Annotated in this window: 20 protein-coding genes; 11 read left to right on the top strand and 9 right to left on the bottom strand. The window is 70.9% G+C overall.

The window, feature by feature from the left end:
• Positions 1-74: 74 nt before the first annotated feature.
• The 3 genes from FE374_RS00510 (at position 75) to FE374_RS00520 (ending at position 2408) form a co-directional block, all read left to right on the top strand.
• A complete protein-coding gene (locus FE374_RS00510; RefSeq protein ID WP_139926757.1) occupies positions 75-422 on the top strand; it encodes a YtxH domain-containing protein in 348 nt (115 codons plus the stop codon).
• Positions 423-466: 44 nt separating this feature from the next.
• Positions 467-1087: a GNAT family N-acetyltransferase gene (locus FE374_RS00515; protein ID WP_223173599.1), complete on the top strand. Its 621-nt coding sequence runs from the start codon at positions 467-469 to the stop codon at positions 1085-1087.
• A 211-nt stretch (positions 1088-1298) separates the two neighbouring features.
• The gene (locus tag FE374_RS00520; RefSeq protein ID WP_139926758.1) at positions 1299-2408 is read left to right on the top strand and encodes a VIT1/CCC1 transporter family protein; all 1110 of its coding nucleotides are present in this window, start codon (positions 1299-1301) and stop codon (positions 2406-2408) included.
• Between the two features lie 21 nt (positions 2409-2429).
• On the opposite strand, the gene FE374_RS00525 is transcribed toward FE374_RS00520, so the two are convergent.
• The 7 genes from FE374_RS00525 to FE374_RS00550 form a co-directional block, all read right to left on the bottom strand.
• Positions 2430-3770, bottom strand: coding sequence for an MFS transporter (locus FE374_RS00525; protein ID WP_139926759.1), 1341 nt, complete (start codon positions 3768-3770; stop codon positions 2430-2432).
• 59 nt (positions 3771-3829) lie between these two features.
• Positions 3830-4882, bottom strand: a complete 1053-nt coding sequence (locus FE374_RS00530; RefSeq protein ID WP_168205523.1) for a DMT family transporter — start codon at positions 4880-4882, stop codon at positions 3830-3832.
• A gap of 340 nt (positions 4883-5222) precedes the next feature.
• Positions 5223-5396 carry a hypothetical protein gene (locus FE374_RS19005; RefSeq protein WP_168205524.1) on the bottom strand — a complete coding sequence of 58 codons (174 nt, stop codon included), beginning with the start codon at positions 5394-5396 and terminating at the stop codon, positions 5223-5225.
• Between the two features lie 181 nt (positions 5397-5577).
• Positions 5578-7074: a purine-cytosine permease family protein gene (locus FE374_RS00535; protein ID WP_230978409.1), complete on the bottom strand. Its 1497-nt coding sequence runs from the start codon at positions 7072-7074 to the stop codon at positions 5578-5580.
• A gap of 70 nt (positions 7075-7144) precedes the next feature.
• Positions 7145-7900: a creatininase gene (locus FE374_RS00540; protein ID WP_139931166.1), complete on the bottom strand. Its 756-nt coding sequence runs from the start codon at positions 7898-7900 to the stop codon at positions 7145-7147.
• A 17-nt stretch (positions 7901-7917) separates the two neighbouring features.
• Positions 7918-9054: a DMT family transporter gene (locus FE374_RS00545; RefSeq protein ID WP_179957337.1), complete on the bottom strand. Its 1137-nt coding sequence runs from the start codon at positions 9052-9054 to the stop codon at positions 7918-7920.
• 116 nt (positions 9055-9170) lie between these two features.
• Positions 9171-10298 (bottom strand): serine/threonine protein kinase, encoded by a 1128-nt coding sequence (locus FE374_RS00550; RefSeq protein WP_139926761.1) that lies wholly within the window; start codon positions 10296-10298, stop codon positions 9171-9173.
• 838 nt (positions 10299-11136) lie between these two features.
• Here FE374_RS00550 and FE374_RS00555 point away from each other — a divergent pair.
• The gene (locus FE374_RS00555; protein WP_139926762.1) at positions 11137-12081 is read left to right on the top strand and encodes a hypothetical protein; all 945 of its coding nucleotides are present in this window, start codon (positions 11137-11139) and stop codon (positions 12079-12081) included.
• Positions 12071-13768, top strand: a complete 1698-nt coding sequence (locus FE374_RS00560) for an FAD-dependent oxidoreductase (RefSeq protein ID WP_139926763.1) — start codon at positions 12071-12073, stop codon at positions 13766-13768. The genes FE374_RS00555 and FE374_RS00560 overlap by 11 nt, the downstream gene beginning before the upstream one ends.
• A gap of 19 nt (positions 13769-13787) precedes the next feature.
• On the opposite strand, the gene FE374_RS00565 is transcribed toward FE374_RS00560, so the two are convergent.
• Positions 13788-14234 carry a hypothetical protein gene (locus FE374_RS00565; protein WP_139926764.1) on the bottom strand — a complete coding sequence of 149 codons (447 nt, stop codon included), beginning with the start codon at positions 14232-14234 and terminating at the stop codon, positions 13788-13790.
• A gap of 70 nt (positions 14235-14304) precedes the next feature.
• Here FE374_RS00565 and FE374_RS00570 point away from each other — a divergent pair, with 70 nt between their 5' ends.
• The 6 genes from FE374_RS00570 to FE374_RS00595 all read left to right on the top strand — a co-directional run bounded on the left by FE374_RS00570 (position 14305) and on the right by FE374_RS00595 (position 19549).
• Positions 14305-14988, top strand: coding sequence for a YdeI/OmpD-associated family protein (locus FE374_RS00570; protein WP_139926765.1), 684 nt, complete (start codon positions 14305-14307; stop codon positions 14986-14988).
• A gap of 133 nt (positions 14989-15121) precedes the next feature.
• On the top strand, positions 15122-15715 hold the full coding sequence (locus tag FE374_RS00575; protein WP_139926766.1) for a hypothetical protein: 594 nt from the start codon (positions 15122-15124) through the stop codon (positions 15713-15715).
• Between the two features lie 18 nt (positions 15716-15733).
• The gene (locus FE374_RS00580; protein WP_139926767.1) at positions 15734-16423 is read left to right on the top strand and encodes a PspA/IM30 family protein; all 690 of its coding nucleotides are present in this window, start codon (positions 15734-15736) and stop codon (positions 16421-16423) included.
• Between the two features lie 122 nt (positions 16424-16545).
• Positions 16546-17487 (top strand): NAD(P)-dependent oxidoreductase, encoded by a 942-nt coding sequence (locus FE374_RS00585; RefSeq protein ID WP_139926768.1) that lies wholly within the window; start codon positions 16546-16548, stop codon positions 17485-17487.
• Positions 17488-17520: 33 nt separating this feature from the next.
• Positions 17521-18759 (top strand): glycosyltransferase, encoded by a 1239-nt coding sequence (locus tag FE374_RS00590; RefSeq protein WP_168205525.1) that lies wholly within the window; start codon positions 17521-17523, stop codon positions 18757-18759.
• A 223-nt stretch (positions 18760-18982) separates the two neighbouring features.
• Complete coding sequence (locus FE374_RS00595) at positions 18983-19549, top strand: hypothetical protein (protein WP_139926770.1); 567 nt, start codon at positions 18983-18985, stop codon at positions 19547-19549.
• Between the two features lie 119 nt (positions 19550-19668).
• Here the strand turns inward: FE374_RS00595 and FE374_RS19420 are convergent, their stop codons facing one another.
• A complete protein-coding gene (locus tag FE374_RS19420) occupies positions 19669-21810 on the bottom strand; it encodes a M6 family metallopeptidase (RefSeq protein WP_223173600.1) in 2142 nt (713 codons plus the stop codon).
• Positions 21811-21862 lie beyond the last annotated feature (52 nt).

The raw sequence follows: 21862 nt of genomic DNA on the forward strand, positions 1-21862 counted from the left end.
GCGGGTGCGGGCGACACTCGGAGGGCCCTACTCTCGTGAACCAGGACACACGCACGAGCTACCGGAGGTCATCCATGGGCAAGTTCTCCTTCGTCGTCGGGGCCGGCATCGGCTACCTGTTCGGCACCCGCGCCGGCCGCGGCCAGTACGAGCGGCTGAAGAAGGCGGGGTCCTCGGTCTGGACCAACCCGCGCGTGCAGCAGGGCGTGCACAAGGTCGAGAACAAGGTGGGCGACGTCGCCCGTGAGCGCACGGCGGCAATGACGGACAAGGTGGCCGCCACGGTCAAGGACAAGATCCGCGGCACCCGCGCCGGCAATGGGGTGCACGACTCCTCCGGCGGTTACACCTCCGGCAGCTACACCGCCACGCCCGGCACCACCCCGCCTCGCCCGACCGAGCCGACGCCGCCCATCTCCTGACCCGCCTCTGAGCCCGCCCCTGAGCCCGCCCCTGAGCCCGCGAGATGTCATCTTCTCCGCGAGATCTCATCAACGCGCGCCGACGTGCGGGCGGTGCGGTTGCCACAAACTGGCCAGCCCTAACCTGGGCGCTTTCCGCACGCGCCCCGTCACCGACCCGCCTGGCCAACGCCGTCGTCGAGCTGCGCCCGATCTCGCCCGGCGACGCCGCGGGGCTCTTCGCTGCCCTCGACTTTCCCGAGGTCTGGGCCGCCGGCTACGGCGGCGGCCCGACCGGGCGCCCGCAGGACGTCGCCGGCATGGCGCACTTCATCTCGAGCCATCTGACCGCCGGCAGCGGCGGGGTGGCCTACGCCGTCCGCCTGGCCGACGACGGCGCCCTGGTCGGCACCAGCACGCTGGGTGACGTCGACCTCGGCAACGAGACCGTGCACCTGGGCTGGACCGCGTACACGCCGGCGGCCTGGGGGACGGCCGTCAACCCCGCCACCAAGCTTGCGCTGCTCACCCATGCATTCGAGAACTGCGGGTTCGGGCGCGTGCGCTTCCAGGTGGACCACCTCAACACCAGGTCTCAGACCGCCGTCGCCAGCTCGGCGCCGTCCGGGAGGGCGTCGCCCGCCGGCACAAGCGACGCACCGACGGCACCTGGCGCGACTCGGTGATGTTCTCGATCCTTGCCGACGAGTGGGCGGACGTGCGGGCACGGCTCGAGGAGCGCCTGGCGGGGCATACGGGCTGAACTGCCCCTCGACATCTCGCCGAGAAGATGACATCTCGGCGCGGGTGGGTGGGATTCTTCGGGTCGGCGAACAGTGTGCGATCGCACCGTTCCCCCACTTGGGCCCCCACCCGGCCGCTGCCACGATGGGCCCCATGTCCTCTTCCCCGACGTCCGACCGGCCGTCTCCGGCTCCCGAGCGCGCGCGGCCCAGCTCGGCCCAGGTGCGCCGCTGGCGCCGGTACCTCGCCGACGAACGCGCCGAGGGAGCCGTCTACCGCCACCTCGCCTCGCGGCGGCAGGGTGAGGAGCGTGAGGTGCTCCTCGGCCTCGCCGATGCCGAGCGCCGCCACGAGCAGCACTGGCGGGACCTTCTCGGCGACCTCGCCGGACGGCCCGGCAAGGGCGCCCTGCGCACCCGCATCCTTGGCTGGCTGGCCCGCACCTTCGGCGGGGTCTTTGTCCTCGCCCTGGCCCAGAACGCGGAGCAGCGCTCCGCCTACGGCGGTGACGCGGACGCCACCAACGCCATGGCTGCCGACGAGCGCGTGCACGGCGAGGTGGTGCGGGCGCTCGCGGCACGCGGGCGTGCCCGCATGTCCGGTGGCTTCCGGGCCGCCGTCTTCGGCGCCAACGACGGCCTCGTCTCCAACCTCGCCCTGGTGCTCGGCATCGGCGCGACCGGCGTCTCCGCCGGGACGGTGCTGTTCACCGGTATCTCCGGCCTGCTCGCCGGGGCCCTGTCGATGGGTGCGGGAGAGTACGTCTCGGTCCGCTCGCAGCGCGAGCTCCTCGAGTCCTCCACCCCGGACCCCGAGGCGCACTCCGTCATCCCGGACCTCGACGTGGACGCCAACGAGCTCGCCCTCGTCTACCGCGCCCGCGGGATGAGTGCCACCGAGGCCGAGGAGCACGCGGCGGGCGTCATCGCGCGGGTCACGGCCGGGCACGGCATGCCCGAGCAGGAGCTGCGCGAGTACGAGGAGGTCGGCACCGGCTGGACGGCTGCGATCTCCAGCTTCCTGTTCTTCGCCTCCGGCGCCCTCATTCCGATCCTCCCGTACATCTTCGGCATGACCGGCACCCCGGCGGTGCTGCTCGCGGCCGGCATGGTCGGCCTCGCCCTGATGGGCACCGGCGCCGTCGTCGGCGTGCTCTCCGGTGCTCCGCCCCTGCGGCGGGCGCTGCGCCAGCTCGCCATCGGCTTCGGTGCGGCCGCGGTCACCTACGCCCTCGGGCTGGCCTTCGGCGCAACTGTGGTCTGACCAAGACCCTGCGCTGCCGATTCAGTCCTCCGGCAGCGGCTTGAACGCGGTCTCGTGGATGGTGAGCATCGCACCGAGGGCGAGCCCCGCCACGACTGCGAGGTACCACCCCGGGGCAAGGGTCGAGCCGGTGGTCGCGATCAGCCAGGTGACGATCAGCGGAGCCGTTCCTCCGAAGAGCGCGTTGGCGGTGTTGAAGCTCAGGGCGAAGCCCGTGTACCTCACCCGGGTCGGGAAGATCTCCGACAGGAAGGTCGCGAGTGTCCCGTCGTTCATCGTGAGAATGGCACAGAGCAGGATCTGCACAGCCAGGGCGACGACGAAGTGGCCGCTGTCGAGCGCCCAGAACGCCGGCACGCCGAGCACGATGAAGAGCACGCAGGCCGTGACAAGCATGCGCTTGCGCCCGACGGTGTCCGAGATGTGGCCCATGAGGAAGATCAACCCGATGTAGACCGCGAGCGAGATCGTCGAGCTCAGCAGCGCGAGGTCGTCATCCATGCCGATCTCCGCCGACAGGTACGTCGGCAGGTACGAGAGCACGAGGTAGAACGCCACCGCGTTGAGACACGTCACGCCGAGCCCCACCATGACGCGGCCGAAGTACTTCCGCAGCACCTCGCGGACAGGCGTTGCGGCAGGGCCGGCCTCGGCCCGCCGCGCCAGCTGCAGGTAGACGGGGGAGTCTTCCAGGTGGACGCGGATGTATCGGCCTACCCAGCCGAGAGGAGCGGCCAGGAGGAAGGGGATTCGCCACCCCCAGGACTCCAGCTGCGCGTCGCTGAGCAGGGCATGGAGGACGAAGACGAAGAGCGAGCCGAACAGCAGTCCGGCCGCGGTGCTCGCCGGGACGATCGACGTGTACAGGCCCCTCTTGCCTGGTGGGGCGTACTCGGACATGAAGGCGGCAGCACCGGCGTACTCCCCGGAGGCGGAGAATCCCTGGACCATGCGCAGCAGCAGCAACAACAGCGGTGCGGCGATCCCGATGGCCGTGTGCCCGGGCAGGAAAGCGATGAGGAACGTCGAGGCGGACATGACGAGAATCGACCAAGACAGGGCCCAGCGGCGACCATACTTGTCGCCCCAGTTGCCCCAGAAGACGGCGCCGATCGGGCGCAGGATGAAGGAGACGGCGAAGACCGCGAAGCTGGAGAGCAGCCCGGCCACGGGGTCCACCGTTGGGAAGAACACCACTGCGATGGTCGTGGCGAGGTAACCGTACGAGGCGTAGTCGAACCACTCGACGAAGTTGCCGATGAAGCTCGCACCGGCCGCCTTGCGGACCGCGACGGACTCCTCGGGGCTGAGATGTGGTGCGACGGGGGTGTCCGCACCGAACGTTGCCGCATTCTTGGACATGTGAGATCTCTTCCTGGAGAAATCTGCCGGGGCGGTTCCCGCCGCCCCGGCGACTCGCGCTAGACCTTGGTGAGGGTGGATTCCGGTATCTGAATCTCCAACGTCTTCCTGGGCTTTCTGACGAGCTCGACGAGCATGGGAGCCATGCCTCCGACGATGATGAGCACGCCGCCGATGGCGCCGATGAGGGTCATGGACTCGTGCCAGACGAGGACGCCGAGGACGATCCCGACCACGCACTCCCAGTAGGAGACGCACGAGAGCTCGACGGCCATCAGGTGCTTCCCCGCAACGGGCAGGAGGCCGATTGCGAGCAGGCCGCAGACAAGGAACATGCCGCCCGCCCAGGCCCAGTGCGTGCCGGTCATGACCTCCAACGGGTTGGTCGGGTCGAGCATGGTCAGCCGGAAGACCATCACGACGACGGCGCCGATGGCACCGAACACGAAGTTCCAGAAAGACCGGATCTCGGAGGCGATGTCCGGCCGATAGCGGTAGAAGAACAGCGCGAGGCCGTAGAACAGGCCCGAGGCGAGGCCGAAGATGTCGCCCATGGTCTTGTTCGGCATGTCCGGGTTCGCGCCTAGCTCGAGCCCGAAGGTCAGGCCATTTCCGGCGCTGTAGTTGATCAGCCCGATCGTCATCAACATGCCGACGAACACCAGGAGCAGGAAAGACGCATTGCGTAGGTTGATCTTCTCCTTGAGGAAGATCCACGCGAGAATGGCCGAGAACAGTGGGCCGGTGTAGATCAGGAACACCGCGTTGGCGATCGTCGTCATCAGCGTCGACGAGACGTAGAACGCCAAGGCCGCGCCGATTGCCAGGCCGCCGGCCACGACGCTGAAAGAGATCTTCGTGCGCCTGAGCTCGGGGAGCTTCTTCACGGCAAGAACGATGACGAGCATTCCGAGCACTCCGACGGTCATCCTGCCGAAGGCGAGGAAGTCGCCGGTGATGTACTTCGCGCCGGTCGCGGGGTCGATCGGGGTGGCCAGCCGGCCGAATGTCCCGACCAGGCCCATGCCCGTCGCTGAGAGCAGCATTGCGGTGAAGCCGAGCTTCTTGTTCATCGTCGTCGCCCCTCTGGGGGCGACGGTGGAGGTCGCCATGGTTTGCCTTTCAGTGACGGCGTCGGACGTCGACGTCCACGCCGGAAGGTGGGTGGGTCGGGGACGGCGGTGTGGGGGGCCGCCGTGGCAGGGGGCTGGCACTGCTCAGGGTGGCGACGTCTGGCCACGGGCGCGGTGCTTGTGGCTCCGCTGTCTCGCCATGGCGCTCGGCATAGAACATCCGGTGCGGCAAGGCGGCCGCCACGGAAGCCGATCACGCAGGCGACGTGCGGGACCGGTTGGTCCCGGGTCGCTTCGGGCAGGAACGTCGCCGTCCTCTTTCGGTCGTCTCAGATTCTGAGAAGCTGTGGCACCACATAACACCCGACTGCACGTCCGTTCAGGGGACCTTGATCCTGATCCGGAAGAATTCCGGCGTTTGAGCGGGCACCGTCCAGTACGTGTGTTCAGTACCGCGCGTGCCAATATTTCTCGCCACTTGCGCGTGCGCATCTGTCACATCCACCTCGACCGGTTGCTCCGCGGCTCGAGCGGCATCCCAGGTGCTGCTCACCGCCGGCACGGTTGGCCTCGCCCTGCTGGGCGTCGGCGCCGTGGCCCACGCGTGAAGCCGGGCCGTGCCGGACAGGTGTGGCAAGGCGCGGTGCGGGCTCTCAACCGGGACCGGTCCAGCGGGCCGGACAGACCTGCGGCCCGCCGTCAATGATGACGGCGGGCCGCAGACCACTCGGAGATCACCTCTTGGTCGTCGACCGGCTCGGTGAGTGCCGTCGGGTAGGTGTTCCCGCGCGTGCGGGTGTACCCCTCAGCGCGGGATCGTTGCGCACAAGCAGGTAGTAGACGGTGCCTGAGCCGAGGCCGGCCGCGAGCCAGGACAGGTCCAGCCCGTGCAGCGCGTCGGACAACGGGCCCTGGAGCGCGGGAATCATCCCGTGCATGAACAGCCACGCGCTCGTGAGCCCGGTCGTGAAGGCGACCAGCGCCCGCCAGTCGACGTCTCGCAGCCGGCTGGTGCCCACCGCATCGAAATGATGACTGAAATCCGTGGACCGGTGGTCGAGCAGGTAGTAGCGGACCGCCACGATGGCTCCCCAGGTGGACGTCCATCCGACACAGGCGGACAGCCAGGCGTCGAGCGAGTGCGCGATGTCGGTCGAGAACACGAAGAGCGTGACCGCGCCCATCGTCGCCACACCCATGCCGATGTTGAGGGCCCGCCTGCCGAGCCTGATGTCCAGGCTCTGGACGGTGACGGTGAAGGTGTAGATGTTCAGGATGTTCGTCGCGATCGGCCCGTGCAGCACGAGCAGCAGCACGGGGATGGCCATCGATCCGAAGTTGGCAACGATTAGCTCACCGGGGTCCACCGAGCCGTTCGTGGTGGCGAGCGTCGCGCCGAGCAGCCCCAGCCACAGCACCGGCAGGATCTGCCCGCCGGCGGAGGCGATGTAGAGCTTCTTGCGCGGGACGGCCGTGCTGACGAACCGGGAGTAGTCCGAGGCGTACGGCAACCAGGTCAGCCCCCAGCCCACCCCGATGGCCGTCATCACCGAGGACATCGCGACGATGCGGTCCCACCCGGTCAGCGCTCCGGAGGCCGGGCCGGCGTAGGACCAGTCGATGTCCATGAAGAACCACGCCGCGATGGACATCGCGATGAGGATCGCGATGGTGGGCGGGACGGTCCACTTCTCGAAGCCGGCGATGGCCTTGTAGCCGAAGAGCGCGATGGTCACCTGCACGCACATGACCGCCGCCGCGACGGCGAACTTCCAGCCGTAGTTGGCCAGGTCCGGGTCGACCCAGCCGATCTTCCCGAAGAGCGCCATCACCAGGTCGAGCACGATCCAGGTGTTGACGGCGCACCAGCCGATCACCACGGTCCCCTGGATCACCGCGGGCAGGTAGTTGCCGCGCCGGCCGAAGACCCCGCGCCCGAGAAGCATGCCGGTCACACCGGTCCGCTGACCGAGCAGGACGAAGAACCCGAACACGACCATGCCGATGGCGTTGCCGATCACCAGTACCGTGAACGTGTCCCAGAGCCCCAGCCCCATGTTGATCCCGAGGGCGCCGAGGACCCAGTTGATCGGCGCGATGTTCGCCCCGGCCCAGATCCAGAACTGCCCTCCTACCTTCGTGGTGCGCTGGCCCTCCGGGATGGGCTGCAGCGTCTCCTCCACATCCCGGCGCACGTTGTCGATCTCGTCGGGCCCGGTGCCCGCGGGCACCCGCCCTTCCCGCGGGGCGCCCGGGACCCGGTCACTCGCGTGGGCCCCGACCTGTCTCCGAAGCATGCCGTCACACCCCGAACTCGCCGCGGATCGCCGCGACCATGCCGGCCGACGCGCCGTCGAGGAGGAGCCGGCCCTTCTCGGCGGTCCCGGCGGCGCCGGACGACAGGCATCCCGACGCCGGGGTGAACTCCGGACGGGCAGGCAGGACGTCGTAGTCCGGCAGCTGCGCCGGCGGGATGTCCGCCACCCGAGTCATGTCGACCCGGTGGGGATGGAGCAGGAGCATGAGCGAGGTCTCCAGGACACCGCCGTGCTCGAGGTCCCAGCCGGGGAAGCCGTCGGGGTAGAGCTCGGCGATGACGTCGTCGCCGACGAAGTCCCAGTACGACAGGAGCATGACCTTCAGGTCCGTGATGCCGTCGAGCCGGAGCTCGCGGATCGCAAGGTCGGCCCCCTCGTACAGGAACTGGTAGTTCTCGTAGTGGCCGTTGACGAAGGCGACCTTGCGGACTCCGTGGCGGGCGAGCTCGAGCACCAGGGTCTTGGCGATGGACACCACCGTCGCCGCGTCGAGGCTGGTGGTGCCGGTGAGGTGGTTGCCGCCGCCCGAGCGTTGCTGGGACTTGTACCCGAAGACGATCGGCGGCGCGACGAGTGCGCCGGTCGCCCCGGCGACCGCGCCGGCCATCTCGCGCGAGAGGAGCACGTCCGTGTTCAGCGGCATGTGCGGACCGTGCTGCTCGATGGACCCCACCGGGATGAGCACCAGGACGCCGCTCGCGACGCGCTCACGGTAGGTGAAGGCGTCGAGCTCCTCCATGTAGACCGTGTCGACACTCACTTCGTCTCAGCTCCTACGTTGCTTTGGACGACGGCGGGTGCGCCGTTGTCTCCGAGCGCCACGGCGGGTGCGCCGTTGTCTCCGAGCGCGACCCCGGGTGCGCCGTTGTCTTGGAGCGCCACGGCGGGTGCGCCGTTGTCTCCGAGCGCGACCCCGGGTGCGCCGCCGTCGGGCTTCCCGCCGGCCACGCCGCCCTGGGTGAAGGCCTCGGTCAGTTCCGGGGTCTTCTTGGTGGAGAAGAGGATCTGTGCGACGCCGCCCGCGATGATGAGCGCGCCACCGAGCATCTGCATGACGGACATGGACTCGCTGAACAATGCGACACCGAGGACCGTCGCCATGATGGTCTCCTGGTAGGAGATCGTCGCGAGCTCGCCGGCCAGCAGGATCTTCGACGCCACGGTCAGGAAGTAGAACGCCCCGGCTCCGGTGATGAATGCGGCCACCACGAGGATGATCCATCCGCGCCCGGTCATCGCTCCCAGGTCGGGCACCCTGACGATGTTGATGATGCCCAGGGTGATGACGGCGAACAGGAAGTTGGAGTACGCGCGCACGTCGGACTCGACGTCACTGCGATATCGGCTCACGAACAGGAAGAGGCCGTACGCGACGCCCGACGCGAGGGCGACCATGTTGCCCGCGAAGTACTTGGGGTCGAGGTCGAGCGACACGACGAATCCGTCGCCCGCCGTGTAGTTGATGATGCCGATGATGAGGAGGCAGCCGGCGAACACGGACGAGAGCGAGATAGCCGTCGCCTTGGTGAACGGCTCCTTGAGGAAGATGCTCGCGAGAATGGTCGAGTAGATGGGGCCGGTGTAGATGAGGAAGGCCGCGTTGGCGAGCGTCGTCATCTGTGTCGACATCACATAGAGGCCGGACAGCAGGCCCAGGAAGACTCCGGAGGCCACGATCGCAGGAGTCAGCCTGAACCCGCGGAACTTCACGTACTTGCGACCGACCGTGAAGATCAGGGTCATCAGGACGAGCCCGGCGAGGTTGCGGGCGAACGAGATGAAGAGCCCGGGAGCCTCGATGTACCGGGCGAACGCGCCGATGCCACCCATGAGGCTCGAGGACAGGAACATGATGGCGAAGCCGATGAGTTTGGTGCGGCTGGACGACTGCATGGGATTTCGCTCCTTTGCGGGTCCTCCCGTGGAGACGGGAAGGGGATTTCGTCTGGGATCGCGCGGGTGCCCGTGAGGGGGGCGCATGGCTCGTGCACCCCCTCACGGGTTCGGACTCAGACGCGGGTGGGGTCGTCGACCTGGTTGGGGAAGTAGTCCTCGCAGGTGCCTTCGCGGTAGACGTCGGCGGTGGCGCAGTGCAGGCCGCCACCGAAGGCGTAGGCGTCGCGGAAGGGCACCGGGATGACGTTCATCCCGAGCTTGTCCATCTGCTCGGCCTGGTAGACCTCGGACTCCTCGACGATGACCGTCTTGTGGTCCAGGACCAGGCAGTTCATCGACAGCCACACCGAGGAGTAGCACAGCGGCGGCGGGCCGTCGTGGGCGGGCTTGGCCGCCTCGACGATCTGCCAGTCGTTGGCCTCGAAGATCGCCCGCTGCTCCACAGGCAGGGGCCGGTGGGGGTTGTTTATGATCAGGCCCGGCCGCAGCGGCACGAACGTCGCGTCGATGTGGATCGGGTAGGGGTCACCGGGGAAGTTCACGGAGTGCACCCGCAGGTCGGGGTAGTAGCGCTTGAACCACTCCATGGCCTTGAGGTTGGTGGTCAGCCCGTGCTGGATGAACAGGTCCTTGCCCATGCGCATCACGTCGGCCGCGTCCCACATGGGCTCGACCTCGGTGGTCACGAAGTCCCTGTTCGCGGTGCGCACCAGGCGCTCCTCCAGGGAGATCTTCTCGTCGTAGTAGTTGTGCTTGTACGACTTGTCCGTCAGGCGCGGCCGGGGCGCCTGGGTCCACTTGAACTCCGGGTCAGCCTCGAAGTACTCGTTCATCAGCGGCCAGTAGGCCAGGTACTCGAAGTAGCGGCACCGGAACGAGTTCGCCGACGCCATGATCTCGTTGCCGATGGTGAGCAGGATGTCGCGCGGCGGCATCTGCGTCATGCCGGACTCGGTGCGGAAGTCAGGGGTCTTGATCTCCTGGTTCCACTGCATCGGGGTCGGCCGGTCGACCTTCACCCCGAGCCCCTCGAGCACCTTGACGTAGTTGTCCAGCTGCGCGTTGGCCTTCTCCACGGTCTCCGTGGGACGTGGCCCCCACATGCCGCGCATCTCGGAGTCCACGGGCACCTTCTCCGAGGTGGCCGGCTCCTCCGGCGGGATCACGCTCATGTCGGCGCGCCCGACGATGGCGTGCTTGAGCGGGTCGAAGTCGTTCCACGAGTTGACGATCTTGGTCATTGAAACTCACTCCTTCTGGGGCGCGTCGTCGCGCTCCCGGTTCACCCCGGCTGTTCCGGGGCTCTGCTTCCTGGGCCGCCGTGGTGCGGCGGTCGTTCATGGGTGTCGTTGTGTCGTGCTCGTCGTGCGGTCCGTCCTCGAGGCCATCACCTCGGTCCGGCACGGTCGGTGGCCGACGGCAGGTCCCTCATGCGCGCCGCACCCGGGTCTCCGGCTCCTACGGCTCCGCCGGACGAACGACCGACGAGCAGGTGGCTGAGCGCGGACCTCTTCGGGCTGGTGGCGCCAAGCACGTCGACGGCGCCCCGGCGAGACATGAGCTCGTCCCATTGCCTGCTCAGTCGGCGCCGGACCGCGCGTCCCATCCGGCCGACCTCGTCGTCGACGTGACAGACAGTCCGGTCCAACGCTGCGATTCCCTGGTACGCCATCGTCCCTCGTCGCTTCGTCTCAAGTGCTGAGAACTTGGCACAACTGAACACCGAGATGGACGGTCGTTCAGGGGACTTAGTTCCTACGACGCCAGGTCTGGCGGGCGGTCAAGTGGGGAGAAACTGGACGGGCGCTCAGGGTCTAGGGCGGTGCACACCTCCGCCGTTCAACCAGCACCTGCGCCCTGAGCAACGGCCGCCGGGTCGTCTCCGCCCGTCACGGGCTGCTCTTACCTGCGCGGTGGCTCGACGACGCGCTGCTGGTGGGGAGCCTGACCGAAGCGTGCGCGCCGAGCTGGGCGATGCTCGTGACAGGTGCGGAGGAGTAGCCTGGCGAGCGCCCGGCCCGGACCGCCACGCAGGCACGAGCGGGACGGACGGCCGGGTACCCGACCCCGGGAGCCTCGATGCGCCAGGCGTCCACAGCCCCAGCCCGGCTGCTCCCCGTCAGCCGCGTACTCCTCGCGCTCTTCGTCGCCCTCACGCTGCTGGGTTTCGGCTCACTGTTCGTCCTCGCCGGCCAGACCGACCGCAGCTTCGCCTGGACCATTGAACCCGCCGCTACTGCCGCCTTCCTCGGCGCGGGCTACGCGTCCGGGACGGTGCTGATGGTGCTCACGCTGCGCCAGAACACCTGGGGCGCCGCGCGCGTCCCGATCGTCACGGTGCTGATCTTCACCGTGCTCACCCTGCTCGCGACCCTGATCCACCTCGACCGGTTCCACTTCGGCGCCGCCGGGGCCCTGCCGCGGGGAGCGGCGTGGTTCTGGCTTGTGGTGTACGTGGTCATCCCGCTGGGCATGGTGGTGGCGCTGGCCCGCCAGGAGCACACCGCCCGCGCAGAGCGGGCGGCTCCGGTGGAGCGGCCGGCCCCGGTGGACGCGCCGGCACCGGCGGAGGGTCGGCGGCGGGCCGGCACGTCCCGGTCGCGGCCCCTGCCCGGCTGGCTCCGCGCGGCACTGCTCGCCGAGGGGGTGGTGATGTTCGCCGTCGGCGTCTCGCTCTACGTCTTGCCGACGACGGCGCAGACCCTGTGGCCGTGGACGCTCACCCCGCTGACCGCCCGTGCCGTCGCTGCGTGGCTGATCGCCTACGGGGTGGCGACGGGGCTCGTCGTCGGCGAGAACGACCTCCTGCGGCTCCGCGCCCCGGCGGTCGCCTACGCCGTCTTCGGCGCGGGGCAGCTCGTGGTCGCGCTGCGCTTCGCCGGCGAGATCGCATGGGGCGGTCCGGCCGCCGTCGGCTACCTGCTCGTCGCCGCCGCCGTCGCCGCCACGGGGATCGCCGCCCACCTCCTTGGTCGCCGCGCGGTGGCCACCACCGCCCCTGCGGAGGTCCGCCGTGCGCGCTGAACCGCCCGTCCGGCCCGCCATCCTCCTGATCAGCACCGACCCTGCGGTGCGCCGCACGGTCGGCGACGAGCTCAACCGCCGCTACTCCGCCGACTACACCGTGCTCGTCCACGACACTCCCGCCGCGGCGGCCACCGATCTCACGGCGCTCGCCGCCGAGGGTGCCCCGGTGGCGCTGGTGATCGGCGCCGTCGGCGGCCCCGACGCCGACGGCCTGGCCGACCTCGAGGCATTGGGCCCGCTGGACCACACCGCGCTGCGGGTAGCCCTGGTCCGGTGGGGGGACTGGGCGGTCGCCCGGCCGGTGTTCGACGCCATCGGGCTCGGCACCGTCGACCGGCGCCTGACCCGCCCCGAGCTGGCCGGGGACGAGGAGTTCCACCGCAACATCGCCGAGTTCCTCGAGGAGGCGGCCGGCCGCCGCGGCCGCGGGTTCGAGGCGGTGCGGATGATCGGCGAGCGGTGGGCGCCACGCACCCAGCACCTGCGCGACCAGTTCAACCGCAACCACGTCCCCACCGGCTTCTACGACGCCCACTCCGACGAGGGCGCCGCCCTGCTTGACGGCCTCGGCCTGATCGGCCCCACCCTGCCCGTCGTCGTGCTGCGCTTCCAGGCCGACCAGCCCGTGCTGCAGAACCCCACGGACATCCAGATAGCCGACGCCTTCGGTATCTTCGCGCCGGTGCGCGCGGAGGAGGAGTTCGACGTCGCCATCCTCGGCGCCGGGCCCGCCGGCCTGGGCGCCGCGGTGTACGCGGCGTCGGAGGGGCTGCGGGTGATCGTCATCGAGCACGAGGCGGTCGGCGGTCAGGCCGGCACCTCCTCGCTGATCCGCAACTACCTCGGGTTCCCGGCGGGCATCTCCGGCTCACGCCTCGCGGTGGCCGCCTACGAGCAGGCGTGGTCCTTCGGTGCCCGGTTCCACTTCCTGCGGTCCGCGCGCGACGTGCGTCGCGATGACGGCTGGTGCGTGGTCTCGCTGACCGACGGCTCGCAGGTGCGGAGCCGGGCAGTGGTGGTGGCCACCGGTGCGTCCTACCGGCGCCTGGAGGTCCCGGCGCTGGACGCCCTGGCGGGCAAGGGCGTGTTCTACGGCGCGACCACCACCGAGGCCACGGCGATGGCGGGCAAGCAGGTGTTCGTGGCCGGTGGTGGCAACTCCGCCGGGCAGGCGGCCGTCCACCTCGCCAGGTACGCCGATCACGTCACCGTGCTGGTGCGTCGGCCCACCCTCGTCGAGACGATGTCGGAGTACCTCGTCCGGGAGATCGACTCCGCGCCGAACATCTCCGTGCGTTACCGCACCGACATCGTGGGCGGGGCGGGGGAGGAATTCCTCCAGGCGATCGTGCTGCGCGACCTCGACACCGGCGCCGAGGAGACCGTTCCCGGGGTGCTCTTCGTCCTCATCGGCGCGGAGCCGCGCTCACAGTGCCTGCGCGAGTCCGTCGCCCGCGACTCCCAGGGGTACGTGCTGACCGGGCCGGATGTCCTGGCCGACGACGCCGGCACCTGGCACGAGGACCGTCCCCCGCTCATGCTCGAGACCTCGCTGCCGGGGGTCTTCGCCGTCGGCGACGTGCGGCACGGGTCGGTCAAGCGGGTCGCCTCAGCGGTGGGGGAGGGGGCGCTCGCCGTCAGCGTCCTCCACCAGTACCTGGCCAACCACCGGACGATGGGCTGACGGCGGCCCGCGCTTCGGGTCAGCTCGCGCCCTGCAGCTCGGCGACGAGGCCGTCGATCTTCGTCGAGAGGTCGTCCAGCGCACCTTCGGTGGCCGCGCCGGCCGACGCTCCGGCCTCGTCCAGCTTGGCCTTGGCGTCCTCGAGGGCCTGCTCCGCGTCGGCGCGCGCCTCGGCGCCGTCGGCCTGCTCCAGCGCCTGCCGGGCATCGTCGATGGCCTTCGACGACGCGTCGATGGCGTCCTGGACCTTCGCGCGCGCGTCGTCCGAGCTGAGACCCTCCAGCTGGCCCTTCAGATCCTCCACCGCGCCCCGGGCGTCGTCGATGGACCCGCGCGCGCCCTCGACGGCGGAGGAGACGGATTCGCTCACCTCGCCGATGTCCGGGGTGCCGTCCTCGGCGCAGGCGCCCATTGCGAGGACGGCCGTCACGGCCACGGCGATCAGGGTGCGGCGGGCGGTGGTCATGAGCTGCTCCTCTGTCGGTCCTTCCACGATACGTGAGGGCCGGGTGGGTGGCGCGTGGCACCCTCGTCGCATGAGCCCGACGCCTGGTGGCACGCCGGAGCGGCCCGCGTTGTTCTTCAGCGGGCCCGAGGAGTTCCGCGTGTGGCTCCGGGAGAACCACGACACGGCCACCGAGCTGTGGATGGGCCTGCGGAAGAAGCACGTCCCGGACCGCGGGCTGACGTGGGCCGACGCGGTGGTCGAGGCCCTGTGCTTCGGCTGGATCGACTCGGTCGCCCAGCGCATCGACGCCGACGCCGTCCGCCAGCGCTGGACGCCCCGCAAGCCCGGCAGCACGTGGAGCCGCATCAACCTCGAGACGGTGGCTCGCCTGATCGAGGAGGGCCGGATGACGCCTGCCGGTCTCGCTGCCTATGAACGGCGCAAGGCCGACCGGCAGGCCATCTACGCCTATGAGCAGGCCGAGCTGGAAGCCCTGCCCGCGGAGGCGGAGGAACAGGTGCGCGCCAACCCGGCCGCGGCGGCGTTCCTCGACGCCGCGACCGCCTCCTACCGCAAGGTCTGCATCCACTGGGTGCTGTCGGCCAAGCAGGAGGCCACCAGGGAGAAGCGCCTGCGTCAGCTCATCGACGACAGCGCCGCCGGTCGCCTCGTCCCGAGCCAGCGGTACGGGCAGACACCGTCGTGGGTGGCCCGCGCAGCTGCTGCGGCGCAGGCGGCGGAGGACCGCTCCCCGCCGTCACCACGGTCATGACATGTCACGGAGAAGTTGACATCTCGCCGGGATGGCGGCCGGAGGAGGGGGCCGGCTCCGGACCCATGGATCGGCCGCGCGGTCGGCGGATAGAGTGGACCACGGGCATGCCAACTGTCGGGGAGTGATCGCCGTGACCGCACTGCCGGCCTCCGCCAGCGCCACCAGCGCCGTCGCGGACGCCCTCACCACCATCGCCGTGATCGGCGGCGTCACGTTCCTCGTCCTGCTGACCGCCGCCGGGCTGACGGCATGGGTGGTCGTCCGGAAGATCCGCCGCTCGCGACTCCTCCGCCGGGGTGCGCTGCGGGTCCGCACGGTCGTCGGCGACCAGGCCGGGCGTGAGCTGGCACGCCAGCGGGTCGCGTTGCAGGACGCCCAGGACGCGACGGAGCGGGCGCTCGCCGCCGCCTACGCCCAGCACCGCCCGGTCGGTGAGCTGCCCGCCGTGGCCGCCCGGCTGGCCGACGCCGGGCAGGAGCTCGACGACCAGCTGCGGCTCGCCGAGCGAGAGCCCGACCGAGCCCTCCGAAGCGCGCTCGCCCGCGAGCTCGACGGCCGCGTGCGCGAGCACGGGCGCCTCTCGGCCGAGCTGCGTGCCTCCGTGCTGAGCACCGGTGGGGCCGTGGGCGAGGCCAGGTTGCTCGACGCCGGGTCACGGCTTGCCGTGGAGGTCGGCGCGCTGACGGCATGGCAGGAGTCCTACGGCGCCCGGCGCCTCGGCTGACCGGCGACGAGGAGCGCCATGGCGATCGGACGTCGTCTCACCCGTATCGTGCGGGCACGACGCAACGCGCCCGGGCCCGTCCAGGACCCGGGTGCCGTCGTGGCGGCCGCCCAGCGGGAGCAGGAGGACCGGCTCGACCACGCGCGCCGCGCGGTGGCCGATCTCGCCGTCCAGCGCCGCCGCACCGAGCTGCTCGCGGTGCGCGCCTCCGACGAGATCGCCCGGCTGAGCCGTCAGGCCGAGGACGCCGTCGCCCGCGGGGACGACACCGGCGCGAGGGACCTGCTCCGCCGCGCGATCGTGGCCCGAGAGCGGCGCGACGCGCTGCACGTCCGGCGTGGGGAGCTCGACGCCCAGGTCCAGCGGCTCGAGCGAAGCCTGGGGCAGGTCGAGGAGCGGGTGGAGGAGTCCCGCCTGCGCTACCTGTCGGTGCGCGCCGAGCAGGACGCCGCGCGCGCCTCGCTGGACGTGCGGCGGGCGCTGGGCGAGTCCGGCCGGGACGCGGCCGAGGCGGCCACCGCGGCCCGTGAGGCCGAACGTGCCGCGCGCGAGCTGCAGGCGCGGGCCGCCGCATACGACGAGCTGGCCTGGACCGACCCGGACGGCCCGGCGGTCCGCGAAGCCTTCGAACAGCTCGAGCACGGCCGCGAGGCCGAGGACGAGCTCGCCCGGCTCAAGCAGCGCAGGGGCATTGACCCGGGACGGTGAGCGGCCGGGGATGGTGCGCGGCGAGCGCGCCCGCCTGCGGGGCGGTGGGCCGGTCCTGATCTCGGGTGGTACGCGGAGGTCCATATCCTCGTCAGTAACCGCTGACGAAACCTGAGGACCCCATGAAGCTCCTGCTGCCCGACTCCTTGCCGCTCGACCCCGTCCTGCCCGACGCCGTCACGCCCGTCCGCTACGACGCCGCGGCGCCGGTGCCCCAGGAGCACCTGGACGCCGACGCCCTCGTGGTCTGGGGCAGCGCGACAGCCGACTTGGCGGAGGTCGCCGGCCGCATGCCGGACCTGCGCTGGGTGCAGGCCCTCGCCGCCGGCCCCGACTCCGTGCTCGCCGCCGGGTATCCCGAAGGCGTCGTCGTCACCTCCGGAGTAGGCCTGCACGACGCCACGGTCACCGAGCACGCCCTGGCGCTGACGCTCGCGCTCGTGCGCCGCCTCCCCCAGAGCGCCGTCGCCCAGGCCGAGCACCGCTGGGCGCGCGAGCTCGGGGGCATGCAGCCGTTGCGCCCCGACGGCCTGGTGACCACCCTGCTGGGTGCGCGGGTGCTCGTCTGGGGCTTCGGCAACATCGGGCAGACCCTCGCGCCGGTGCTGCGCGCGCTCGGTGCGCACGTGACCGGCGTCGCCCGCAGCGCCGGGGAGCGGGCGGGGTTCCCCGTGGTCGCCGAGGACGACCTGGACGCCGAGCTGGCCCGCACGGACGTGCTCGTCATGATCCTGCCCGGCACCGACGCCACGGCCGCGGCGCTGAACGCCGCCCGGCTGGCGGCGCTGCCGCGTCACGCCTACGTGGTCAACGTCGGCCGCGGGTCCACGGTGGACGAGGACGCCCTCGCCGCCGCGCTCACGTCCGGCTCGATCGCCGGCGCGGCGCTGGACGTCACCGCCGTCGAGCCGCTCCCCGCCGAGTCCCCGCTGTGGGACCTGCCGAACCTTCTGCTGACTCCGCACGCCGCCGGCGGCCGCCCGGTGGGCGCCGATCAGCTCATCGCCCACAACGTCGCCGCACTGCTGGCCGGCGCGCCGCTGCGCAACGAGGTGGCCCGATGATGCGTGGCGTCCGGTGAGCCGGGGAGTGGTCCGGTGACGCACGTCGTCCTGGCCACGGTGGGCAGCGCCGGCGACGTCGTCCCGCTCGTCGGGCTCGGCGCCGAGCTGCGGGCGCGTGGGCACCGCGTCAGCGTCCTGACGAACCCGTACTTCCGGGGCGTGGTGGAGCGGGCGGACCTCGAGCTCGTGCCCACGGGCACCGTCGCGGACTTCGAGCGCGCCATGCGCGACCCTGACCTGTGGCACCCCACCCGGGCGCTGCGGGCCGTCGCGCGGGAGGCGATCCTCCCGACGATGCGGCCCATGTACGAGTACATCGCGGGGCTCGACCCGGCGAGCACCGTGCTCGTCGCGTCTGGGCTCGCCTTCGGCCCCCGCCTCGCGCAGGAACGGCTCGGCTTCCGCCTGGCCACCGTGCACCTGCAGCCCACCCTGTTCATGAGCGCCCACGACAACGCCGAGATGGGGCCCGTCAAGGCACCCGACTGGCTGCCCGTGGGCTTCCACGCCTGGCGGCTCGCCCAGCTCGAGCGACGCTTCGTCGACCCGCTGATGGCCCCCGACCTCAACGCCTTCCGCGCCGAGCTCGGGCTCGCGCCGGTCACGCGGATCTTCGGCCGGTGGATGCACTCCCCGGACCGTGTTCTCGGCCTGTTCCCAGACTGGTTCGCGCCCCCGCAGCCGGACTGGCCCCGCAACCTCGCCCTCACCGGCTTCGTGGACCACCGGGACGACGACGCCCCGCTGGGCCCGGAGCTGGAGGAGTTCCTGGCGGCCGGCGAGCCGCCGGTCGTCTTCACCCCCGGCTCCGCCAACCTGCACGGCGCGCGGTTCTTCGCCGCCGCCGTCGGCGCCGCACGCCGGCTCGGCCGACGCGCGGTGCTGCTGACCCGGTTCCGTGAGCAGCTCCCCGCCGAGCTGCCGCCCGGCGTGCTGCCCGTGGAGTGGGCGAACCTCCCACGGCTGCTGCCCCGGGCCGCGGCGATGGTGTACCACGGTGGCATCGGGACCCTGGCGCAGACGCTCAACGCCGGGATCCCGCACCTGGTGGTGCCGTTCGCGCACGACCAGCCCGACAACGCCAACCGGCTCATCCGGCTCGGCGTCGGCGACCGCCTGGGCGTGCGGGGGCTCACGGCCGCACGCCTGGCGGCGAAGCTCGACCGGTTGCTCACCGACCCGGCTGTGGCGGCACGCTGCGCCGAGTACGCCACCCGGGTGGACTACGCCCGGTCTGCCCGCGAGACGTGCGACGTCATCGAGGCGCTGTGACCCGGTGCTGCGCCCCATCTCGTTGCCGACGGCGGCCGCTCTGGCCGCAGGCGCCCGTTCGCGGCTCGGGCGCCTGGTGAACCACCTGCGCGAGCCGCGAACAACAGCGCTCGCGAAGGGAGCACGTGGGCCGGCGCCGCGTACCCCTGGTTCCTGCACGCTCTGAGACGTACCGTGCAGGTGGCAGACACTCAGCACCATTCCGCACGTCAGTGAGGTCCAGATGGGCGCTTCTGCTGGCACAACCATGGCCGACGGCGTCGGCTGGCCGATCCTGCTCGCCACCTTCGTGGCGCTCGCCCTGGTCGGCGCCGTGGTGCGGCTGGTCGGCGTCGCGGTGGTGCGGCTGGTCGGCAGCCGTCTCCCAGCCCCGGCCCCGCCCACGACCGGCCCGCAGGACGTCGACGCCGCCACGATCGTGCGGATGCGCCGACAGGCGCAACGCTCGGTGGACGACGTCGAGCGGTCGCTCGGCGCGGCCCAGGCCCGCGGCTGTCCCGTCGGTGACCTGCCGTCGATGGTGGCCTGTCTCGCAAGCACCGGCCGGCAGCTGGACGACGAGCTCCGCCTCGCCGAGGCGGAGCCGGACGCGGAGCTCCGGTGGATCTGGACGACGTATCTCGCCGACCAGCTCCACGAGCACCGGGCGGAGTGCGCCGCCCTGCGGCGCACGGTGCGCAGGCTGGAGCTGGCCGACGGGCCCAACCACCTCGCCCGCGCGGGCGACCCCCTCGCCACGGAGATGGAGGCCGGCCCCGCCTGGGGCGCTCCGTACGGCCGCCGCATCTGACCTGTCCGCACAGGCCGGGCCACGTCTGATCTGACCCGCACAGGCCGGGCCGGTGCGGACAGTGTCCGCACCGGCCCGACCGTTGGATGCCCCGAACTCTCTACGAGCGCCGGGCCCGGCTACTTCTTGGTCTTCACCACCGAGTAGTCGTAGCCCGCGTCGAGCACGGTGAGGTCACCGCTGGGCAGGTTGGACACCGAGACCACGAAGTCCGTGTTCGGGCCGTTCGCGCACTTGGTGCTCAGCGTGTAGGTGGAGATGTCGTCACCGGTGAACCGGTAGACGTGGTTGCCCGCGTCGTCGACGATCTCACCGGCGCTCGCGGTCCCGGGCGTGAGGTCGCACGTGGCGATGACCTGCACCGTCCAGTTGTTGTCCTGCTCGCCGGTGGTCTCGATCCAGTTGCCATCCTCGGAAGAGACCGCGGCGTCGGCACCGTTCACGGTGATGTCGTCGATGAACCAGCCGGTGTCGAGGTACGCCGCGTCGGTGGAGTAGCGCCACCGCAGGTCCGTCGCGCCGTCGGGCAGCGTGACCTGGTACTGCACGTACTGCGGCTCGTCCACGAAGTACGTCCCGCCCGAGGTGCCGGTGATGCCGTTGCCCTCGGTGTTGTTGCTGTGCGGGTTCTCGTCGGTGGAGACGACGGCGCCGCTGGCGACGTCGGTCACCGGGACGGTGACCCACTCGCCGTCGACCTCGGCCTCGACGAAGCCGTAGTCCCAGCCCTCCTCGATGAAGTGCCAGGTCCAGAAGTCGACCGTGTCACCGCCGGCCACCGGGGTGTCCAGGGCGAGGATGGTGTCGGACTGGCTGGCGTACCCGCCCCACCAGTGCGTCTCGCCCGAGTGTGGTGCCACCTGGGCGGAGTCCTCGCCGTCGAACTGCAGCGCGACCCGCGGGCCGGGGTTGCGGAACTTCTCGTAGGAGACGCCGAACGGCAGGGCGGTGGAGTCCGGCCGGTTCGCCGCGTTGTCCCACTTCGGGGCCGGCTGGGCGCCCTGGTAGCTGCCCCGGTCGTCCCAGAACACGCTGTTGGCGACGTCGATCGTCCAGCCGCCGGAGGTGGGGCCGAGGTCGAAGTTCTCCAGGTCCCACACGCTCGAGTCCTCATCGTCGAGGTACATCGTCACCGCCCAGTCGCGGAACAGGTCCTCCGCGGAGCGCAGGTCAGCGCCAGTCCGGGCGTTGAACGCGTCGATGGCGTTCTGCACGCCCTCGATGGAGTCCGCCTGCTCGGCGAAGACCAGCTTGATGAGCAGGTCGCCCGCCGCGTCGTCGTACTCCAGGTCCGGGGTGAGGTCGCCGCCGCCGTTGCCGCCGGCCTGCTCCCACAGGTAGGCGAAGTAGCTGAAGGAGGCGCCGTAGTTCTCCAGGCCGCCGCCCCACCGGGTCAGCGAGGTCTCGCGGTGGAAGACCTGCTGGTAGGTGAGGTGGCTGCCGGTCATGTCGTAGCCGTTGAGGAACGCGGCGACGTCCGCGAGGCCCTCGTCCACCCAGGAGAGCTCGCCCGGGTCGGAGTAGTTCATGAGCAGGTGCTCGAGCTCGTGAGCGATGACGCCCTCGTAGAGCTGGGGCCGGTCGTTGGCCGGGTCGCCGTCGCCCCACGGCTCGGCCGACGGGTTCTCGCCCACCCGGTTCGCCCAGTCGAACGCGTCCAGGACGATGACGTTCATCCCGAGCGAGTCGATGAAGTCCGGGGCAAAGTAGCCGGCCGTGTACGTGTCGACGGCGCAGTCGTAGTAGTTCTCGTCCTGGACGTTGTAGACGAGCGTGACCAGGGAGTCGCTGTCCGGGTCCGCCGGGTCGGCGGCGGCCATCGGGCCGAAATGCTGCTCGTTGACGTGGACGATCTGGGTGGAGAGCTCGTCGCCGAGGTAGTCGATCTGCGCCTGGGTGAGGACGTAGTCGGCGGGGTTCTGGTCGGCGCACGGGACGAACCCGTCGCCCTCGTTGTGGTCGAACGCCGGGTCGAGGCTGTGGACGCCCTTGACGGCGTCGAGCGCGCCGACCGGCACGTAGACGTAGACCGGGGTGCCCTCCGCGGTCGCGCCGGCGTAGGCCCGCTGGAAGGGCTGGTAGTAGGTGCCCCCGGCCGCCGAGTCGTTGATGGGCACCGTGATGACGTCGTCGCCCGGGCTGCCCGCATCGCCGGGTGGATCGACAGAGTGCGAGGCCAGTGCCGGGGCGGCCAGGCCGGTCATGACGAGTGCGCTCGTGGCGGTCGCCGCGACGAACGTGCGGCGGATGGATGTCCGCATGAAGACTCCCCCTGGTTCCGGACCTCGACGTTGAGGTCGTGGCGGCAGGTTA

The organism is Georgenia yuyongxinii (genome assembly GCF_006352065.1).
GTDB lineage: Bacteria > Actinomycetota > Actinomycetes > Actinomycetales > Actinomycetaceae > Georgenia > Georgenia yuyongxinii.

Bases quoted from the DNA above. Each gene is read 5' to 3' on its own strand.
- FE374_RS19420 (WP_223173600.1), bottom strand. From the start codon at position 21,810: ATGCGGACATCCATCCGCCGCACGTTCGTCGCGGCGACCGCCACGAGC.
- FE374_RS00520 (WP_139926758.1), top strand. From the start codon at position 1,299: ATGTCCTCTTCCCCGACGTCCGACCGGCCGTCTCCGGCTCCCGAGCGC.
- FE374_RS00525 (WP_139926759.1), bottom strand. From the start codon at position 3,770: ATGTCCAAGAATGCGGCAACGTTCGGTGCGGACACCCCCGTCGCACCA.
- FE374_RS00585 (WP_139926768.1), top strand. From the start codon at position 16,546: ATGAAGCTCCTGCTGCCCGACTCCTTGCCGCTCGACCCCGTCCTGCCC.
- FE374_RS00550 (WP_139926761.1), bottom strand. From the start codon at position 10,298: ATGACCAAGATCGTCAACTCGTGGAACGACTTCGACCCGCTCAAGCAC.
- FE374_RS00540 (WP_139931166.1), bottom strand. From the start codon at position 7,900: ATGGAGGAGCTCGACGCCTTCACCTACCGTGAGCGCGTCGCGAGCGGC.
- FE374_RS00530 (WP_168205523.1), bottom strand. From the start codon at position 4,882: ATGGCGACCTCCACCGTCGCCCCCAGAGGGGCGACGACGATGAACAAG.
- FE374_RS00595 (WP_139926770.1), top strand. From the start codon at position 18,983: ATGGGCGCTTCTGCTGGCACAACCATGGCCGACGGCGTCGGCTGGCCG.
- FE374_RS00515 (WP_223173599.1), top strand. From the start codon at position 467: ATGTCATCTTCTCCGCGAGATCTCATCAACGCGCGCCGACGTGCGGGC.
- FE374_RS00580 (WP_139926767.1), top strand. From the start codon at position 15,734: ATGGCGATCGGACGTCGTCTCACCCGTATCGTGCGGGCACGACGCAAC.
- FE374_RS00555 (WP_139926762.1), top strand. From the start codon at position 11,137: ATGCGCCAGGCGTCCACAGCCCCAGCCCGGCTGCTCCCCGTCAGCCGC.
- FE374_RS00545 (WP_179957337.1), bottom strand. From the start codon at position 9,054: ATGCAGTCGTCCAGCCGCACCAAACTCATCGGCTTCGCCATCATGTTC.
- FE374_RS00570 (WP_139926765.1), top strand. From the start codon at position 14,305: ATGAGCCCGACGCCTGGTGGCACGCCGGAGCGGCCCGCGTTGTTCTTC.
- FE374_RS00565 (WP_139926764.1), bottom strand. From the start codon at position 14,234: ATGACCACCGCCCGCCGCACCCTGATCGCCGTGGCCGTGACGGCCGTC.
- FE374_RS00510 (WP_139926757.1), top strand. From the start codon at position 75: ATGGGCAAGTTCTCCTTCGTCGTCGGGGCCGGCATCGGCTACCTGTTC.